General features: G+C 42.7%; 15 protein-coding genes. 6 read left to right on the top strand and 9 right to left on the bottom strand.

Going from position 1 to position 18,634, the window contains the following annotated elements; all coding sequences use genetic code 11:
- Nucleotides 1-18: 18 nt before the first annotated feature.
- The 4 genes from OCV27_RS01255 to pilM are packed head-to-tail and all read right to left on the bottom strand — an operon-like array spanning nt 19 to nt 2,532.
- A complete protein-coding gene (locus OCV27_RS01255; RefSeq protein ID WP_125319351.1) occupies nt 19-492 on the bottom strand; it encodes a pilus assembly protein PilP in 474 nt (157 codons plus the stop codon).
- A complete protein-coding gene (gene pilO / locus OCV27_RS01250; protein ID WP_185759718.1) occupies nt 482-1,069 on the bottom strand; it encodes a type 4a pilus biogenesis protein PilO in 588 nt (195 codons plus the stop codon). Before pilO ends, OCV27_RS01255 begins: the two co-directional genes overlap by 11 nt.
- Complete coding sequence (locus tag OCV27_RS01245; protein WP_125319349.1) at nt 1,062-1,619, bottom strand: PilN domain-containing protein; 558 nt, start codon at nt 1,617-1,619, stop codon at nt 1,062-1,064. Before OCV27_RS01245 ends, pilO begins: the two co-directional genes overlap by 8 nt.
- Nucleotides 1,609-2,532 (bottom strand): pilus assembly protein PilM, encoded by a 924-nt coding sequence (pilM, locus tag OCV27_RS01240; RefSeq protein WP_185759717.1) that lies wholly within the window; start codon nt 2,530-2,532, stop codon nt 1,609-1,611. Before pilM ends, OCV27_RS01245 begins: the two co-directional genes overlap by 11 nt.
- Before the next feature lie 141 nt (nt 2,533-2,673).
- Between pilM and OCV27_RS01235 the strand changes: the two genes are divergently transcribed.
- Entirely contained in the window at nt 2,674-5,199 is a 2,526-nt protein-coding gene (locus OCV27_RS01235) for a penicillin-binding protein 1A (RefSeq protein ID WP_125319347.1), read from the top strand.
- Nucleotides 5,200-5,288: 89 nt separating this feature from the next.
- On the opposite strand, the gene oxyR is transcribed toward OCV27_RS01235, so the two are convergent.
- Nucleotides 5,289-6,179: a DNA-binding transcriptional regulator OxyR gene (gene oxyR / locus OCV27_RS01230; RefSeq protein WP_125319346.1), complete on the bottom strand. Its 891-nt coding sequence runs from the start codon at nt 6,177-6,179 to the stop codon at nt 5,289-5,291.
- Between the two features lie 153 nt (nt 6,180-6,332).
- Here oxyR and OCV27_RS01225 point away from each other — a divergent pair, with 153 nt between their 5' ends.
- The 3 genes from OCV27_RS01225 (at nt 6,333) to OCV27_RS01215 (ending at nt 9,009) form a co-directional block, all read left to right on the top strand.
- Nucleotides 6,333-7,061, top strand: a complete 729-nt coding sequence (locus OCV27_RS01225; RefSeq protein WP_125319345.1) for a glutathione peroxidase — start codon at nt 6,333-6,335, stop codon at nt 7,059-7,061.
- 71 nt (nt 7,062-7,132) lie between these two features.
- Nucleotides 7,133-8,605, top strand: a complete 1,473-nt coding sequence (locus OCV27_RS01220; RefSeq protein WP_125319344.1) for a dihydrolipoyl dehydrogenase — start codon at nt 7,133-7,135, stop codon at nt 8,603-8,605.
- 152 nt (nt 8,606-8,757) lie between these two features.
- Nucleotides 8,758-9,009 carry a DUF3624 domain-containing protein gene (locus OCV27_RS01215; RefSeq protein WP_125319343.1) on the top strand — a complete coding sequence of 84 codons (252 nt, stop codon included), beginning with the start codon at nt 8,758-8,760 and terminating at the stop codon, nt 9,007-9,009.
- 180 nt (nt 9,010-9,189) lie between these two features.
- On the opposite strand, the gene argH is transcribed toward OCV27_RS01215, so the two are convergent.
- The 4 genes from argH to argC all read right to left on the bottom strand — a co-directional run bounded on the left by argH (nt 9,190) and on the right by argC (nt 14,397).
- Nucleotides 9,190-11,064, bottom strand: a complete 1,875-nt coding sequence (argH, locus tag OCV27_RS01210) for an argininosuccinate lyase (protein ID WP_125319342.1) — start codon at nt 11,062-11,064, stop codon at nt 9,190-9,192.
- Nucleotides 11,065-11,299: 235 nt separating this feature from the next.
- Complete coding sequence (locus OCV27_RS01205) at nt 11,300-12,514, bottom strand: argininosuccinate synthase (protein WP_125319341.1); 1,215 nt, start codon at nt 12,512-12,514, stop codon at nt 11,300-11,302.
- 59 nt (nt 12,515-12,573) lie between these two features.
- The gene (gene argB / locus OCV27_RS01200; protein WP_125319340.1) at nt 12,574-13,368 is read right to left on the bottom strand and encodes an acetylglutamate kinase; all 795 of its coding nucleotides are present in this window, start codon (nt 13,366-13,368) and stop codon (nt 12,574-12,576) included.
- Between the two features lie 24 nt (nt 13,369-13,392).
- Entirely contained in the window at nt 13,393-14,397 is a 1,005-nt protein-coding gene (argC, locus tag OCV27_RS01195; protein WP_125319339.1) for an N-acetyl-gamma-glutamyl-phosphate reductase, read from the bottom strand.
- Nucleotides 14,398-14,550: 153 nt separating this feature from the next.
- Here argC and argE point away from each other — a divergent pair, with 153 nt between their 5' ends.
- Both argE and ppc read left to right on the top strand, forming a co-directional pair.
- Nucleotides 14,551-15,687, top strand: coding sequence for an acetylornithine deacetylase (gene argE / locus OCV27_RS01190; protein ID WP_125319376.1), 1,137 nt, complete (start codon nt 14,551-14,553; stop codon nt 15,685-15,687).
- A 208-nt stretch (nt 15,688-15,895) separates the two neighbouring features.
- On the top strand, nt 15,896-18,529 hold the full coding sequence (ppc, locus tag OCV27_RS01185) for a phosphoenolpyruvate carboxylase (RefSeq protein ID WP_125319338.1): 2,634 nt from the start codon (nt 15,896-15,898) through the stop codon (nt 18,527-18,529).
- Nucleotides 18,530-18,634 lie beyond the last annotated feature (105 nt).

Genomic DNA, 18,634 nt, shown 5'->3' with positions numbered 1-18,634 from the left:
ATACTTCATAAGTTTGCCCTACTCTGAAATAGCAAGGCTGATACCATTCACCAATCGGCACTCTTCATATTGAGCCTCCCATTGACCTATCTCGAGTCTGTCAGAGGTAATATTTATGATGATTGCTTGATTAAGACCAATCTCTTGTCCAACTTCACCAGCTCTAAGAGTGCCATCAGGGAGTTCAATCATAGCGATATATTCGCTTTGTCGGTAAATAACACCTGCCAGTCGTAGTTTTTCTAATGGGAAAACAAGCGCAGTATGAACAGAAGTTTTAGCTTTTATTGAATAACAGGGTGATGATTGATGGTATGGCTCAGAAAATAGCAAAGGAACTGAAAACGGATCGCGTTTTAACTGTAGTTTTACATCATTATTACTGACCAAGTTTAAGCGAGAAGTCATATAATCTTTTTCTTCCAGAAGGTGTGGCTTGATCTCATAGCTCAACAGCAAGCTACTGAGAAACATCATAAGTTCAACTCGCATTCTTATTCTCCAAACTCTCAGCTAAAAAATATACCTTACCTCGCACATGTAACTCACTATCACGGCTATCAACACGGCTCCATTGAAGCTGATCGAAATAAATCAAATAAGGACTTTTAGCCGCCGAGCGGAAAAAAGCAGCCACCTGCGGATAGTGACCATAGAGTTCAATATGAAGTCCTAGGGTGGGGGCGATATCAGTACTATTGATGTCACCTTGAACCATGCTAGACAACTGTAAAGAATGTTGCTCTGCCATTTGACTTAAGCTCTTTACTATTTGGGGTAAGCTCGCTGAACGAGAGATTTGAGCACGCAAACGTTTTTGAGTTTTTTTTAAATGCTCGAACTCTCCTGCTAATTTATCTAGCCGCACCTTATTATCATTTAAATTTAGAACCTGCATCAATTGGTTCTCTTTTTCTCCAAGAGCTTCCAACATCGCTATTTGTGGATTCAGGTAAACAAATAAAGCAACTGCGAGGATCAAAATAAGGTAACCAGCAAAAAATAGACATTGGCCCGAGGCGTTCAACTCAGCGAGGGAAGCTAAGGAAAAATAACGTCTATCAATCATGGATACGATCAACCAATACAAACAAGATTGTAAAAAACAGATAATCATGCTGCGCATTTTGGTCATTACCAGCCAATTGCTGCATTGTTACTGTATGAACGTTAGGTAATTGACTCAGACGAATTAGCAACTCACTAAGATTTACCGATGTCGCTGTTATCCCTTTGAGTTGAACCTGATTGCCAGTTAAACTCATTTGGTTGAGATACACCATCTCTGGTATGATTTCAGCTAGCATACGCATTAAAGCCAAAGAACGGAAACGCTGAACATCGAACCGAATTAAAGTGCTAATATCAGATTTTACTTGCTCTATATTCTGTTGGGTCAACTTTCCTCGCTCTTTCTGCTCAACAAGCCGTTGACTTCGTTCGTTAAGTAAAACTATTCGCTCTTGTTGTTTCTCGACTTGCGAAGCTAGATATCTCGCTAAATAAACACTGGTGAGAGCACCCACTAGAGTGACTACACACAAACGAAATATAAAAATACGAATCTGATATCCACGACGTTTTTCTCGCCATGGGATAAGGTTGATGTTATGTCCCATAAGCTTGCTCCAACCACTTGGTACCACTTAATCCCAGTCCCAAAGCCCTAGAAAACTCACCCGACGGCTGACCTTGATTATTGAAGCTAAAGCTTACTAACTCGTGCAAATGCAAAAATACACAATCAAACTTCGCCTCTGGTATTGACTCACAGATCCGTTCTGGATTTAGCCTATGCTCACCTGTAAGCCATACTCCGCCGGGTTTTATATTAAGTAACTGAATATGGCGATAGAGGTTTCTTAGTCCATTTAAAAGCGTACTTTTTTCGTCACCAACCTCAAGGTCATGAAAAATACTCCCCTGTGTTTTGGATTCAAAATACATAGACAAGTGAGAACCATTTAACTCTATAAGTAACCAATTATTTTGTTGATAATAGTCAACAGCTCGACGCCAAAGTTGACTAAGGTTGTGGGAATAAGGATTGATGAGAAAGGGAGTTAATCTCGCTTGAGAGCAGGCAGCCATAAGAGCATCAATATCATGCTTTCGAGCAGCATAAACTTGATATATGTGCTTGTTATTTTCGTTATGGTTAGGTAAAAAAACAAAGTCAAAATAGAGATCGTTAACCTCAATTAAAGAATGCTGCGAAAAAGCTTGTTCGATAGCAAATTGAGATTCCTCTTCACTTAAGCCGCTACCTAACTGTAATTGCTTAGTTATTATCGTATTATCTGGAACGCATAGGCACACTTTACTACTAAATAAGGGTAAAGCCTTTCTTAGTTCTTTTAGTTTCTTTACAATTTCCTGATAATTTAACCTGCCGTTATCAGTAAGAATGTCGTCGTCAATAGCTACCTGGTGATAACAAACCAGTTTGCAAGTGTTTTTTCCAGGCTTTAACACCACAGCTCTAATATGCTGGGGGCTAATATCAACACCTGTAATGAATGATTGACCCATACTGCTCAGCTCCGTCAGGTTAACGTAGCCCACTAATTTAATTAATTTATTTAGTGGGCGCATAAACACATATGAGCTACGTTTTTAGCTTAAACTATACGAGTTTGCATAACGTAAGCGTAATTAATCAGGGATTCTCCGGTGAAGTTCATAAAGCGATTGTTTATTTTCGTATTGGTTTGCACACTGCTTGGGATTGGAACCATTTTTGGTTTCTATCTTTATGTCAAGCCTGAGTTGCCCGATGTAGCAACATTAAAAGATGTCAAACTGCAAACCCCTATGCAGATATTCAGTCAAGATGGCAAACTTATCTCACAGTTTGGTGAAAAACGTCGTATCCCAGTGACCTACGATGAAATCCCACCACACCTAATTGAAGCGCTAATTGCGACAGAAGACAGTCGATTCTATGAGCACCCAGGGATAGATCCTATCGGCATCACCCGAGCGGCACTTGTCGTTGCTATTTCAGGTTCAGCAAAACAAGGCGCGAGTACTATCACTCAACAGCTGGCTCGCAATTTCTTCCTTTCGAATGAAAAGAAGATCATGCGTAAAATAAAAGAAATTTTTATCGCCATTCATATTGAGCAGTTACTTAGTAAACAAGAAATAATGGAACTATATGCCAATAAGATCTTCTTAGGCTATCGCTCATATGGTTTTGGTGCTGCTGCGCAAACATACTTTGGTAAAGATCTTAAGGATCTTACACTTAGTGAAATGGCAACTTTAGCCGGAATGCCCAAAGCGCCATCGACAATGAACCCAATATACTCACTTCAGCGTGCAACAAATCGTAGAAATGTTGTACTACAGCGCATGTTAAATGAGCAATACATCACTCAAACTGAGTTTGAACAAGCACGTAATGAGGTGATAATGTCACGCTATCACGGCGCGGAGATTGAACTCAATGCTCCATATGCCGCAGAGCTTGCTCGATCTTGGATGGTTGCACGATACGGAGAAGAAGCATACACCTCAGGCATGAACGTTTATACGACGGTAGACTCTAAATTGCAGTCTGCTGCTAATAACGCAGCAATCAACAACCTACTTTCTTACGATGAGAGACACGGTTATCGAGGTGCAGAGAAAACCCTTTGGACACAAGGTCAAAAACTCTTCAATACAGAAAAACTCGATGATATTTTAGCCAAGGTGCCGACATACGGAGAGCTCACTCCAGCCATTGTTACAGATGTCACAGCACAGCAAGCCAAAATATGGGTAAAACATCATGGCTTCCAGACACTTGAGTGGGATGGCATCAAGTGGGCCCGCAAGTTCTTAACTGACGAGCGTCAAGGCCCAGCACCAAGCTCAGCAACCGAAGTTCTCGCTACTGGAGAACAAATTTGGGTACGTCAGTTAGAGACTCAACGAGAAAACCAAGAGCTTAATACGAGCTGGAAACTGAGCCAAGTCCCTAATGCTAACACTGCATTTGTGGCAATGAACCCAGAGAATGGCGCTGTACTTTCTCTCATTGGTGGCTTCAACTTTATACATAACAAGTTTAATCGAGCCACGCAGTCAGTAAGGCAAGTCGGCTCAAGTATTAAGCCGTTTATATACTCGGCAGCAATAGATAAAGGGCTAACGCTATCAACATTGGTCAACGATGCGCCTATCAACCAGTGGGATAAAAGCCAAGGAACAGCGTGGCGACCAAAAAACTCACCACCTACCTACACAGGCCCAACCCGTTTAAGAATTGGTCTTGCACAGTCAAAAAATGTTATGGCAGTACGAGTACTACGTGAAGTTGGCCTAAATGAAACACGCCAGTATTTGACTCGTTTTGGTTTTAACCTTGATCAACTACCACACTCGGAAACAATCGCATTGGGTGCGGGTAGCTTAACACCGATGAAAATGGCTCAAGGCTATTCTGTATTTGCCAATGGGGGTTACTACGTAGAACCCTATTACATAAGTAAAGTCGAAGGCCCTTTTGGTGATCTAGAATTTGAAGCTGAGCCCAAGCTCATCTGTCGTGAGTCCTGCTCACAAAGTGATTTAGATGACCTAAATAATGAATTCTTAGAACAAGATGTTGACCCTAATAGTGCTGATCAAACCGTTCAATACGCTCCACAAGTCATTTCTGAACAAACCGCATTTTTAGTGCGTGAAATGATGTATAGCAATGTATGGGGAGGAGGTAACTGGAGCGAAAAAACTGGCTGGAATGGAACCGGTTGGAGAGCACAAACACTCAAACGCCGTGATATCGGTGGAAAAACCGGCACAACCAATGACTCCAAGGATGCTTGGTACAATGGCTATGGCCCTGGAATGGTTGCCATCTCTTGGGTTGGCTTTGATGATCACACCCGCAAGCTAGGACGAACTATACCCAATAGCAACCTTGATAAAAATCAAATTTCTGGTGCAGAGGCTGGCGCCAAAACCGCTCAGCCTGCTTGGGTTGACTTTATGCAAGCGGCACTTGCTGGTGTACCCACACAAGAAAAAGAAATTCCTACCAATATTGTTCGAGTAAGGATAGATCGTAACTCTGGCCTACTGACCAACAAATTTGATTCAAGCTCAATGTTTGAATACTTTGTTGAAGGGACAGAACCAATCGACTACGTCAGCGATGAAGTGATGGATACCATTTATACCTCAGCAGAAAGCGAAGAACTGTTCTAGGTATTTATATCTCTGGATTAAACTCTCTGGGATACGACAACGACGACCAAAACCGCAAGCAATAGATTTGGATGTTAAAATATCCAAATCTATTGATTTTCTAACTGCTGCTTTATAGTCCCAGCTAACTGTTCAAAACGAGCTTTGAGCGGAGAGCCCGGACGATAAGCAACAACAATGCTCCGAGAAGGAACTGGATTGATCGCTTTCACATAACAAACACCGTCTTTATATTTTTCTTTAGGTATTGAAAGTTCAGGTAACAAAGTGATCCCTGCACCTGCAGCAACCATGTTGCGTAATGTTTCAAGACTCGTCGCTTTAAAACGTTCATCATCTTTTGCTCCAGCAGCAAAACAAAAGCCCAAGGCTTGATCCCTCAAACAATGTCCATCGCCCAAGGCAAGTACTGTTTTACCATTGAGTTCCAACATATCGACTTCATCTAGCTTTGACCATTCATGATCACATGGCACAGCAACACTGAGAGGCTCTTCATACACTTCAATCTCCTTGAAAGGTTCCGTCTCAGCAACAGAAGCAAGCACCAAGCAATCAAGCTTTCCATCCTCTAGTTGCCTGACCAGTTGATTAGTTTGTGCTTCATGCAAAAATAACTCTAGATCAGGGTATTTCTCCTTTAACACAGGAACAATTTTGGGCAACAAATAGGGACCAACCGTGGGAATAAAACCAATATGCATAGGGCCTGTCATCGCCTTACCTTGGCCACTCGCCATATCACGAAACGTTTTTACCTCTGACAAAATTCGTTTCGCCTGCCCTACTAACTGAAGGCCAGCATCCGTAAATAACACTCGGCGGCTGCTTCGCTCAAGCAAAGCTGTACCTAATTCATCTTCAAGCTTACGGATTTGACCACTTAAGGTTGGCTGACTAACAAAACACGCCTCTGCCGCTTTACGAAAGTGATTATGCTCTGCCAATGCAACCAGATACTCAAAATCGCGAATGTTCATTTTTCAGTCACCTAATTAAAATAGAAAAATCCTATCAATACCATAGCATTAAACGATTGGAGCTATCAAAGTAAATTTAAAATAATAGACCCATCAACTTCAAGCACTCCCACTGCTGATAGAAGTTATTTAATCTTTTCAAAGGAAACGACAATGCTTACATCGAAAGAAGGCCACAGTATACCGCAAGTCATCTTCCCAACTCGTCAAGGCGATGCTTGGGTAAACGTCACCAGTGACGAGGTTTTTAAAAACAAAACTGTGATTGTCTTTAGTTTACCAGGAGCCTTCACCCCAACTTGTTCATCTAGCCATCTACCACGCTACAACGAACTATTTCCTGTTTTTAAAGAGCATGGCGTAGATGAAATTTTATGTGTCTCTGTCAATGATACTTTTGTTATGAATGCTTGGAAAGCGGATCAAGAAGCCGAATTCATCACCTTCTTACCCGATGGTAATGGTGAATTCACTGGTGGTATGGGTATGTTGGTTGATAAAAATGATATTGGTTTTGGTAAGCGTTCTTGGCGCTACAGCATGTTAGTAAAAAATGGGGTTGTTGAGAAAATGTTTATTGAGCCTAATGAACCTGGCGACCCATTCAAAGTTTCTGACGCTGACACTATGCTCGCCTATATTGCCCCAGAGCACAAAGTGCAAGAGTCAATTACCGTATTCAGCAAACCTGGTTGCCCATTTTGCGTTAAAGCAAAACAGAGTTTGATAGACCACAACCTTCAGTATGAAGAAGTCATATTGGGTAAAGATGCTACCACCGTCAGCTTACGTGCAATTTCCGGACGTGCCACTGTGCCACAAGTTTTTATTGGTGGTAAACATATTGGTGGCAGCGAAGAACTGGATTCCTACCTAAACTAATTCAAGCTCCCCCTCAATATCACCATCGAAGTGATGTATCACTTCGATGGTTCTTAAGACAGGAATCTAAAATGAAACAGCTTAATGTCGATGTTGTAGTTATCGGTGGCGGTACAGCAGGTCTTGGAGCCTACCGTGCTGCTAAGGCTCACACATCAAGTGTAGTGATGATTGAAGGTGGTCCTTATGGCACTACCTGCGCTCGAGTAGGTTGTATGCCATCTAAATTGCTTATTGCAGCAGCCGAAAGCATCCACCAGATTGAAAAAGCTCCTCTATTTGGTATCCACCCACAAGGCGACATAATCATCAATGGTCGCGAAGTTATGGACCGAGTCAAACGAGAACGTGATCGTTTTGTCGGTTTTGTCCTCGAAAGTGTCGATGAAATACCAGCTCAAGACAAAATTAGTGGGTATGCTCAGTTTATTGATAACAACAAGTTACGTATCGATGATCATACAGAAGTCATCGCCAAGCGCACCATAATCGCTACAGGCTCTCGTCCTGCCTACCCTAGTGCTTGGGATGAACTGGGAGATCGCCTGATCATTAACGATGATGTCTTTGAATGGGATGACCTACCAAAGTCAGTTGCTGTATTTGGCCCTGGAGTGATTGGACTCGAGCTAGGTCAGGCATTGCATCGTCTTGGAGTAGAAGTCAAATTATTCGGTCTTGGAGGCCAAGTAGGGCCTCTCACTGACCCTGAAGTAATGAACTATGCCGATAAAACATTCAAACAAGAGTTTTATCTCGATGCGAACGTCAAAGTGGAACAAATGAAACGTATTTCAACCTCTGATGACTCCAGTGAAGATAAAGTTGAAATACAGTTCATCAACCATGATGGTGAGCTAGAGACCTTCAACGTTGATTACGTTTTTGCCGCAACAGGTCGCCGTCCTAATGTCGATAAACTAGGACTAGAGAATACCTCAATTCAACTAGATGAGCGTGAAGTGCCAACGGCAGATCACTACACATTACAAACATCCGTAGACAATATATTTATTGCTGGTGATGCCAGTAACAAAATTCCTTTGTTACATGAAGCAGCTGACCAGGGGCGTATCGCTGGTGATAACGCTGGGCGCTATCCTGATATCCGTGCTGGGCTTCGCCGCTCATCCATTTCTGCCGTATTCTCAGACCCACAAATCGCCATGGTAGGTGAAAGCTTCAAGCAGCTTGAAGTGCGGTTAGGAAATTGTGGCTGCTTTGCGACAGGTGAAGTCTCTTTTGAGAATCAAGGTCGCTCACGAGTCATACTACGTAACAAAGGCCTCTTACATGTTTACGGTGAACAAGGGACTGGGAGATTTCTCGGAGCTGAAATGATAGGGCCTAACGCAGAGCACTTAGCTCACTTACTTGCATGGGCACACCAAAGAAAGATGACCATATCAGAAATGTTAGACATGCCCTTCTATCATCCAGTGATAGAAGAGGGAGTCAGGACAGCGCTACGTGATCTAAATGCCAAATTGCATTTAGGCCCAGAGATGATCAGGCACTGTCTCGATTGCGGCCCTGGCTGCTAACCTGGATACTGCTGCTAACCTGGATACTTTCGGCACTAATAAAGGCGAGCTACAGGCTCGCTTTTATTTTTATGCAAAACAGCTACTTGTGCGAGGTACTTTCAGTTAATCTTGATGCATAATCTCAATTCAATTGACCAGAAATCATCAATATGACATGCAAATATTGTGATACAAATTGGTTTTGGAAAAAAATAGGCCGATGTCAACGCTGCATGATACAGCTCACCTGCCTGTCAATTATTAGTTGGGTAGTCTGGTGGTATGCAGGAAAAAGTAACCCTAAATCTATCGAATCTATTTCGTTACTAGTCGCAGGGTTTTCGTTTCATGGATTACTCTTTCTTCACCTTTGGATGCGATTCATCGTCCTGCCATGGCGACGTAAAAAACGAAAGAGTTAAACTAAACTCAACATATTCCTCAAAGTAGAAGCGAAAAAAAGCCCCAAAACCAATTTCGGTCTTGGGGCTCTCTTAGATAATTCTAAGAAAAAGCAGTGGTATATAAATAGACCCTGCTTTTTTCATAAGGTTCCACAAAAATGCGATCTTTTTGGATCCTTTTAAAAACGACTCGACTTATTACGCAACATTTGCTCGTGCTATCGACTTTTCAACCAAGTTAATCTCTAGTGCTACTTCATCGCAAGCATGTTGACGAGGGCACTGTTCACAGTCTTTCAATACCTTTTCAGGCAATAAAGATTTCGATGTAGGCAAAAATTGTAGCTTCATAAAAAACTCGGGGGTTCGAGTCAGAACAAACACCTTTTTAATTGCCATTTGGCGCGCTTTCTCAACCAAGTAATGCACAATAGCACTACCTTGCCCCTGGCCTTGCCAACCAGCCTCAACTCCTAAAGAACGAATTTCTGCCAGCCCAGAATCATACACAAAAAGGGAAGCACACCCAGTCACCTCACCATGATGTTCAGCAACGGCAAATGATCCTATGTCTCGCACCAACTCGCTACGAGAACGCGGGAGGTTTTCCCCCATACTCGCCCAGTAAGCTACCATACCTTCCAAGGATTCTATATCGGTTAAACGGGCCGGACGAACATTTACTGCGTAAACATCGCGTGCAATCAAACGGCCTTCTGCTTGCTCAACAGCATGAGTCACCTGTTTTGGCGATACACCGCCTAACGCGCTGCGTTTCTCCAAACACGAATCAATAGTTAAGATGTCATAAACATCCCTTTCGATACTGGATGAAAATTCTTTCAGCTCTTCAATGGATAACTCTTCGAGAGCACATCCCTTAGCAATAGCACCAACAACAGCGACACCAACAATATGGTGAGCTTCGCGAAATGGAATGCCTTTAGCCACAAGATAATCTGCTAGTTCAGTTGCATTTGCATAACCTTGCTTAGCTGCTTCTAGTGTCCGTTCGCTATTAACTTTAATACCATCAAAGCATAATGCCGCCATTTCTATACAATCGTTCCAAGTATCTAAAGCATCAAACAGACCTTCTTTGTCTTCTTGCATATCTTTGTTATACGCAAGTGGCAAAGCTTTCACCGTCATCATCATTCCGGCAAGTGAACCATAGACACGACCAGTTTTACCACGAATCAGCTCCAGTGCATCCGGATTCTTCTTTTGTGGCATCAGTGATGACCCAGAAGTCACAGTATCGGCAAGCTCAATAAAGTTAGACTCACCAGAGTTATAGAAAATCATATCTTCAGCCAAACGAGATAGATGCAACATAGAAATCGACGCTACTGACATCAGCTCCATAACATGGTCACGATCTGAAACCGAATCAAGTGAGTTTCGCGTTGCGCGTTGAAAACCAAGGTTGTGCGCAAGCTTTTCTCGATCAATTGGATAGGCAGTACCAGCCAAGGCTCCAGAACCAAGCGGGCAAGTATCTAGACGTTCCATTGCGTCTTGCAAACGAGAATAATCTCGCTCAAACATTTCTAGATAGGCTAAACACCAATGGGCAAAGGTCACAGGCTGAGCACGTTGTAGATGAGTATAACCAGGTAAGACGGTGTTCTGATGGGCTTTAGCTACGGCAACCATTTGAGACTGGAGGCGATCTAGAGCCATGAGCAGTTGCTGGCCCTGTTGGCGACACCACAGCTTGAGATCTGTCGCAACTTGGTCATTACGAGAACGACCTGTATGGAGCTTCTTCCCTAGATCCCCAACTTTACCTATCAATTGCTGTTCAACCCAAGAGTGGATATCTTCTGCATCAGAACTTAAGATCTGGTGTGGATCTTCCATAACCGCCAGTTTGAGTTCATTTAGTGCTAGTTCAAGTTTTTGTTGCTCTTGCTCATTGATAATATCAACAGACAGTAGTGCTTTGGACCAAGCAATCGATCCAACAATGTCTTGTTCTGCCAATCGGTAATCAAAACGCAATGAATCATTAAATTCTTTGAATCTTGTATCTGCTGCTTGGGTAAATCTTCCACCCCATAATGCCATTGCGTCTCTCCTGATTACCAGTGCTCATTCACTAAGTGAACAATTACGTTTCTATATCACTCTGGGTTCAACCCAGTTTTTATCTTTGACTCAAAGTTACGGTAAATCACACAAAAAATAAAGTTATAAATTCATTATTTATACATATTTATTCATGAAAGTTCGCGTTAATACTATTATAAACAAATAAAAAAGCCCAGTTGCAAAAGCAAATGGGCTCTTTCATTATTTACTATTAATTTTTTTGACTATTAAGTGCTCGAATACGACTAGAAAGCGAGTAAAGACGAATAAATCCTTCAGCATGACTCTGATCATAGACTTCATCCTCACCAAAAGTTGCAAACTTCTCACAGTATAAACTGTTTTCTGAATGCTTCTGGGTCACTGTTGCTTGTCCCTTGTAAAGCTTAACAACTACTTCTCCATTGACATCTTTAGCCAATTCCTCTGAGGCTGCCAAAATTGATTTACATAACGGTGTAAACCAACGGCCATCATAAACAAGGTGAGAAGCCTTGACGCCAAGTTCTTCACGAAACTCAAAAGCAGTTTTATCTAGTACCAGTTGCTCAACCGCACGCAAGGCTTCCATCATAATGGTCCCTCCAGGAGTCTCGTAGCAACCACGAGACTTCATCCCAACCAAACGATTTTCAACAATGTCGATACGACCAATACCATGTATAGCACCCTTCTGGTTTAAATATACTAGGGCGTTGTATGGTGTCATATTTTCACCGTCAACACCGACAACCTCACCCTTTTCCACTTTCAAAGTAACGTATTCGGCCTCGTTAGGCGCTTGCTCAGGATCGACAGTCCACACCCAGCAATCTTCGTTTGGCGCATTCCAAGTATCTTCAAGAACACCACCTTCTGTTGAAATATGCCAAGCATTTGCATCACGCGAATATATTTTCGTCAATGAAGCACTACATGGAATATTGCGCTCTTTTAAGTAATCAAGACACTCTTCACGGCTGACAAGGTCCCATTCTCGCCAAGGAGCAATAACCTTAAGATCTGGCGCTAATGCAGCGAATGCCCCCTCAAAACGTACCTGATCATTACCTTTTCCAGTGCATCCATGGCATAAAGCATCAGCTCCTACTTTTCGTGCCACTTCTACCTGAGCTTTTGCAATGATAGGCCTAGCCATTGACGTTCCAAGCAAATATTTACCTTCGTAATACGCACCAGTTTTCAACGTCGGATAAATATAATCTGCAACCATTATTTCTTTTAGATCAGCAACGTAGCACTCCGATGCACCCGACGCTTTCGCTTTTTCTTCAATACCTTGCAACTCTTCATCACCTTGGCCTACATCTGCGACAAAGGCAACTACCTCACAATCATAATTTTCTTTAAGCCACGGAATTATCACCGAGGTATCAAGACCGCCAGAGTATGCGACGACAACTTTATTTATTCTTACTTTGTTCATTTTTCTTTCTCTCCAAAATCCCAGCGATGCACATGGCGGTCAGTGCTGTCAATAAATATCTAATTGTTTGGTAAAAACTGAGTTCCAATACTTTCCCCAGCAAATAACTTGGCGAGTTTTTCTGGGTAACGCCAAGTAGCTATCTCTATTGAACGACCCAAAGTAGTGGCAGCTTCCAGCGCCGCCTTCACCTTGACAACCATGCCATCGGTAATAACATGACCATTAATAAGATTTTGCGCTTCTTGCTCATTTAGACTCTTGATAAGATGTCCCTTACCATCTAACACGCCACTCACATCTGATAACAGCACCAATTCAGCATCCATTGCACCGGCAACAGCAACCGCCGCCTGATCAGCATTGACATTCATCATCTGCCCCTTAACCGTCAAACCAATGGAACTGATAATAGGCAAAGCACCCGTTTCGAGAATCACTTGTAGTAGTGTTGAATCTCCGGGCGTAACCTTACCAACAGCCCCAAATTGTGGATCTAATTCATCTACTTGGCATAAACCACCATCGGCAAGGCATAAACCAATAGCATTCAAACCATCTTTAATTGCCTGGCCCTGAAGCATTTTGTTTGCAGTTCCTGCCAAGGCACCAGTAATCAAAGGAATTTGCTCATATGGTGTTACACGCAAGCCATCTTTTTTAATTGTTTTCAACTGCAAATTAGTCATAAGCTCATCAACTAGGTAACCACCTCCGTGGACGATCGCAATGGGCCGCTGAGCCAAGGTTTGATAGTCAGAAATTGCACAAAACACCTGACTTAAAGTCTCTGTGCACGACAAGGCAGCACCGCCAAGCTTAATCACTAATGGAGTTTGTTTGTTATATGTCATTATTTTTCCTTCTTACCCACCGATTTACACTAGGGCTGTCAGCTCTGGAAATCCATAGTGGATATTTAAGCATTGCATTGCTTGACTAGAAGCACCTTTGAGCAAATTATCAATCGCAGAGACTACAATGATGTGTTCGCCCTGAACCTTCCAGCCAATATCGCAAAACGGGGTGTTTTCTACATTCTGAATACTAGGTAATTCTGTTGTTAATAAGCGCACAGCAGGCTTGCCTTTGTAGGCCATATTAAATGACTGCTCGACTTGTTCCTCATTGGCACCTTCAGCTAACTTCATCGTTATCGTCGCAAGAATACCTCGCTTAAAATTACCAAGATGAGGCGTGAAGATAACCTCAGTATCAAGGTGGTTGGCGATCTCGGGCTGGTGTCTGTGATTAAAGACTCCGTAAGGTTTTAAACTGACTTCACAATAGCTATTAGTCATAGATGCCTTTCTACCGGCACCAGACACCCCACTGGTTGCATTAATGACTGGCCATTGTTGGCTATCCAAAAGTTCAGCGTCGATTAAAGGCTTAATTGCAAGCTGTGAAGCCGTGGGGTAACAGCCCGGCACTGCGATCAATTGAGCTTTAGTAATGCTGTCACTGTTCCACTCAGCCAAGCCGTAAGCGGCAGTATCAAGCCAATCCTGGTGCTGATGTTGAAAACCATAAAATTGTTCATAAAAGCCTTCTTGCCTGACTCTAAATGCACCTGATAAGTCAAACACTTGGCATCCCTTCTCAAGAAAAATAGGTACTAAGTCATGACTTACTTGATGGTCGGTAGCAAGAAACACCACATCACTTTGAGAAGCAACCAATTCTGGGTTTTTCAAAGGTTCAACCGATTGCCTCATCACCCCTAATAGCTTTCCATGTAACTGGGAAATGCACTTGCCTGCATCTACACTATTGGCTGACACATACAAACCAGATAATGTAAGTTGTGGGTGCTTATGAACCATAAGTGCAAGTTCAGCCCCGGTATAGCCGCTAGCGCCAATAATTGTGGTTTTGAGCATATCGAACATCCAATTAGACCTTTAAATATCACCATAACTCGTGATTATAAATTTAAAAAAAACTACATTTAACGGTTTTTTATTCACACAAAGTGATTTATTATGTTTTTACCTTCATTAACCATTTATGTCAACAGGCAAAGCGAACTTAATATGCAATTACCTAGCTTTATGGAGGTCTATAAAGGCCTGATATCAACGTCTTCAATCAGTTCAACAGACTCAAGTTGGGATGAAGGAAATGCTAATGTCATAGACAAACTAGCTTGCTGGATGCAAGCGATAGGTTTTGAAACTGACATAATCAAAGTCTCAGAGGGGAAATTTAATTTACTCGCCAAAAAAGGGACTGGTGAAGGCGGGTTACTATTCGCAGGCCACAGCGATACGGTCCCTTTTGATCAGGGCCGCTGGAATTTTGATCCTCACAAACTTACTGAAGCAGATAACCGCTTTTATGGTTTAGGGACAGCAGATATGAAGGGCTTTTTTGCCTTTATCTTTGAGGCCGTAAAAAAAGTCGACTGGAGTAAGCAAAATAAGCCACTGTATGTACTAGCAACCTGCGATGAAGAAACCACTATGCTTGGTGCGCGGCATTTTACTGATAACACCCCTATAAAACCTGACTACTGTATTATCGGTGAACCTACCAGCCTAGTACCAATACGCGGCCACAAAGGTCACATGGCTAATTCCATCCGAGTAACAGGAAAGTCGGGGCATTCATCCGATCCTGCCCTTGGCGTCAATGCCATTGAAATCATGCATGAGATCCTATTTGCCATGATGCAACTGCGCGATAAACTCATTAAGGAATATCACCATCCGGGGTTTGCGATCCCAAGTCCCACTCTAAATCTCGGCCATATACACGGAGGAGATAGTGCCAATCGAATCTGTGGCTGCTGTGAACTGCACTATGACGTACGCCCTCTACCGGGAATTGGCTTGGACAGTTTAGACAATATGTTACGCGGAGCTCTAAAAAAAATTGAAGCCAAGTGGCCCGGCAGAGTCGAAATTACCGCACTGCACGAGCCCATCCCTGGCTATGAGTGCCAAAACAATCAACCATTTATAGCTGGTGTAGAGGAGATATGTGGCACTGACAGCACAACCGTCAACTACTGCACCGAAGCTCCATTCCTTCAGCAGCTTTGTCCAACATTGGTCCTGGGCCCAGGTTCTATCAATCAAGCACACCAGCCCGATGAATACCTTGCATTTGAGTTTATTGAACCCACAATAAACGTGCTTTCTAAAGCAATGTACAAATATTGTTTCTAGATGATATCTGGCTGGTATCTTTGCCAGCCACCATTTTGTAATAAAGTTTCAATATGCACCCACAAAAATACACAACAAAATAAACCACATAACCTCGTTAATATTTGCAAACTTAGCTAACAGCATTTGACTCGCATTGATATTTTTAGCTAGATTGTCTATTCAGCAAGGAACAATGGATGTAATTTTTTTACAAGGTAGGATAATAATGAACGAAAAATACTCTGCTCTTCGAAGCAATGTTAGCATGCTAGGACACTTGCTTGGTAACACCATCAAGGACGCTCATGGTGATACCCTTCTTGAAAAAGTAGAAACAATTCGTAAGCTTTCCAAATCTGCTCTTGCCGGTAATCAATCAGATAGAGAAAACCTAATTGAGGAGATTAAAAACCTACCCGATGATCAACTCACACCCGTTGCTCATGCCTTTAACCAATTTCTCAACCTCACCAATATGGCGGAACAATACCATACGATTTCCCGCCATTATGATGCGCATGTTTGCGAGCCTGACACCATCAGCACATTATTCTCAAAACTCAATAAGAACGGAATTAGTAAACTCGATACTGCTCAGGCAGTTCGAGAGCTCAATATTGAATTAGTACTCACAGCGCATCCCACAGAAATCACGCGCCGCACTATGATCAATAAGTTAGTTAAAATAAATAAGTGCCTGTCAAAGTTAGAATTAAGTGAGATTTCGAGTAAAGAACGCCTTAAAACTGAACGGCGTCTTGAACAACTAATAGCCCAAGGCTGGCATTCTGATACAATCCGTCAGCAGCGTCCCACACCATTGGATGAAGCAAAATGGGGCTTCGCTGTTGTCGAGAATTCGCTGTGGGAAGCAGTTCCAGATTTTCTACGAGAACTCGATAGCCGAGTGCGTGAATACCTGCAAGAAGGCTTACCTATTGATGCCCGGCCGGTTCATTTTTCCTCATGGATGGGAGGAGATCGTGATGGTAACCCGTTTGTAACACACACCATTACCCGTGAAGTCATGCTATTGTCGCGATGGAAAGCCGCTGATCTCTACCTTGATGATATTAACGAACTAATCAGTGAACTATCAATGACACGCTGCAATGATGTGGTGCGAAAATTAGCAGGTGAAGACGCGCATGAGCCTTACCGAGCCATTCTTAAACAGTTGCGCGCTCTACTAACAGAAACCAAACATATCCTTGATAGAAAAATTAAAGGCCAAGATCTTACTGCTAAAGCACCGCTACAAAAAATAGATCAGTTATGGGAACCACTATACGCCTGTTATCAGTCTCTTCATCAATGTGGTATGGGTATTATCGCTGATGGTTCGCTCTTAGATACACTTCGCCGTATCAAGGCTTTTGGTGTCCATTTAGTCCGCTTAGATATTCGCCAAGAAAGCACTCGTCACTCTGATGCTTTATCTGAACTCACACGCTATCTGGGTATTGGTGATTATAACCATTGGAATGAACAAGATAAAATCGCCTTCCTAACCAATGAACTCGCCTCGAAAAGGCCATTGCTACCGAGAAATTGGCACCCATCAGAACCAGTACAAGAAGTGCTAGACACCTGCAAAATCATAGCAAACCAACCTCGCGAAGCATTTGGTGCGTATGTAATATCAATGGCACGTACAGCATCAGATGTCCTAGCAGTACACCTGCTACTTCAAGAAGCTGGCTGCTCATATCGAATGGATGTTTGCCCACTATTTGAAACTCTCGACGATTTGAACAATGCCGAATCAGTCATCAAACAATTGATGGGAATTGATTTATACCGTGGTTTTATTCAAAACCAGCAGATGGTAATGATAGGATATTCTGATTCAGCAAAAGATGCCGGAGTCATGTCTGCTGGATGGGCTCAATACCATGCGATGGAAGCACTGGTAAAAGTTGCAGATGAAGAAGGCGTTGAACTGACCTTATTCCATGGCCGTGGCGGAACAATAGGTCGTGGTGGTGCGCCTGCTCACGCAGCATTACTTTCCCAGCCTCCAAAAAGTTTAAAAGGAGGATTAAGAGTCACAGAACAAGGTGAGATGATTCGTTTTAAACTAGGCTTACCCGACGTTGCTGTCAATAGTTTTAACCTCTACGCCAGTGCTATTTTGCAAGCCAATCTGCTACCGCCACCAGAACCAAAGCAAGAGTGGCGTGATCAGATGAACCTTCTTTCCAAGGTCAGCTGCCAAGCCTATAGAAATGTGGTTAGAGGCCAAAAAGACTTTGTTCCATACTTTCGCCAAGCAACACCAGAACTTGAGCTAGGTAAATTACCTCTGGGCTCTCGCCCTGCAAAACGAAATCCAAACGGTGGTGTAGAAAGCCTGCGTGCGATTCCGTGGATCTTCTCATGGAGTCAGAACCGCTTAGTACTTCCCGCTTGGCTCGGAGCTGGCGCTGCAATTCAACATTCAATCGACAATGGACACCAAGTTTTACTTGAAGAAATGTGCCGTGAGTGGCCATTTTTCTCCACACGGTTAGGTATGCTAGAAATGGTTTACACTAAATGTAACCTAGAGATCTCTCGCTACTACGATGAGCGATTAGTCGAGCCTAAGCTGCTTTCTCTAGGAGATAATTTACGCGAGCAATTGAGTAAAGACATCAAAGCGGTATTAAATGTCGAAAATAATGAAAATCTCATGCAAAGCGATCCTTGGGGACAAGAATCAATCCGCTTACGTAATATCTACGTAGAACCACTCAACATGCTACAAGCCGAATTACTCTATCGAACCCGCCAAAACAATTCAGTATCTCCAGAACTTGAAGAGGCCTTGATGGTCACCATCGCTGGTATTGCCGCTGGTATGCGAAATACAGGCTAAAAACCCATAAAAAGGATAAATTGAGGCTGCCAACATAGGTATCCTCAATGCATCTGATGCTAAAAACACCAAAACAACAAGAATAATAAAACAAATACTAACAAA

Source organism: Vibrio pectenicida (assembly GCA_024347015.1).
Classification (GTDB): domain Bacteria; phylum Pseudomonadota; class Gammaproteobacteria; order Enterobacterales; family Vibrionaceae; genus Vibrio; species Vibrio pectenicida.
This window is presented reverse-complemented; position numbering and strand designations above follow the sequence as displayed.

Excerpts from the sequence above, each read along its gene's own strand:
- OCV27_RS01255 (WP_125319351.1), bottom strand. The coding sequence starts at position 492 with ATGCGAGTTGAACTTATGATGTTTCTCAGTAGCTTGCTGTTGAGCTAT.
- pilO (WP_185759718.1), bottom strand. The coding sequence starts at position 1,069 with ATGATTGATAGACGTTATTTTTCCTTAGCTTCCCTCGCTGAGTTGAAC.
- OCV27_RS01245 (WP_125319349.1), bottom strand. The coding sequence starts at position 1,619 with ATGGGACATAACATCAACCTTATCCCATGGCGAGAAAAACGTCGTGGA.
- pilM (WP_185759717.1), bottom strand. The coding sequence starts at position 2,532 with ATGGGTCAATCATTCATTACAGGTGTTGATATTAGCCCCCAGCATATT.
- oxyR (WP_125319346.1), bottom strand. The coding sequence starts at position 6,179 with ATGAACATTCGCGATTTTGAGTATCTGGTTGCATTGGCAGAGCATAAT.
- OCV27_RS01225 (WP_125319345.1), top strand. The coding sequence starts at position 6,333 with ATGCTTACATCGAAAGAAGGCCACAGTATACCGCAAGTCATCTTCCCA.
- OCV27_RS01220 (WP_125319344.1), top strand. The coding sequence starts at position 7,133 with ATGAAACAGCTTAATGTCGATGTTGTAGTTATCGGTGGCGGTACAGCA.
- OCV27_RS01215 (WP_125319343.1), top strand. The coding sequence starts at position 8,758 with ATGACATGCAAATATTGTGATACAAATTGGTTTTGGAAAAAAATAGGC.
- argH (WP_125319342.1), bottom strand. The coding sequence starts at position 11,064 with ATGGCATTATGGGGTGGAAGATTTACCCAAGCAGCAGATACAAGATTC.
- OCV27_RS01205 (WP_125319341.1), bottom strand. The coding sequence starts at position 12,514 with ATGAACAAAGTAAGAATAAATAAAGTTGTCGTCGCATACTCTGGCGGT.
- argB (WP_125319340.1), bottom strand. The coding sequence starts at position 13,368 with ATGACATATAACAAACAAACTCCATTAGTGATTAAGCTTGGCGGTGCT.
- argC (WP_125319339.1), bottom strand. The coding sequence starts at position 14,397 with ATGCTCAAAACCACAATTATTGGCGCTAGCGGCTATACCGGGGCTGAA.
- argE (WP_125319376.1), top strand. The coding sequence starts at position 14,551 with ATGCAATTACCTAGCTTTATGGAGGTCTATAAAGGCCTGATATCAACG.
- ppc (WP_125319338.1), top strand. The coding sequence starts at position 15,896 with ATGAACGAAAAATACTCTGCTCTTCGAAGCAATGTTAGCATGCTAGGA.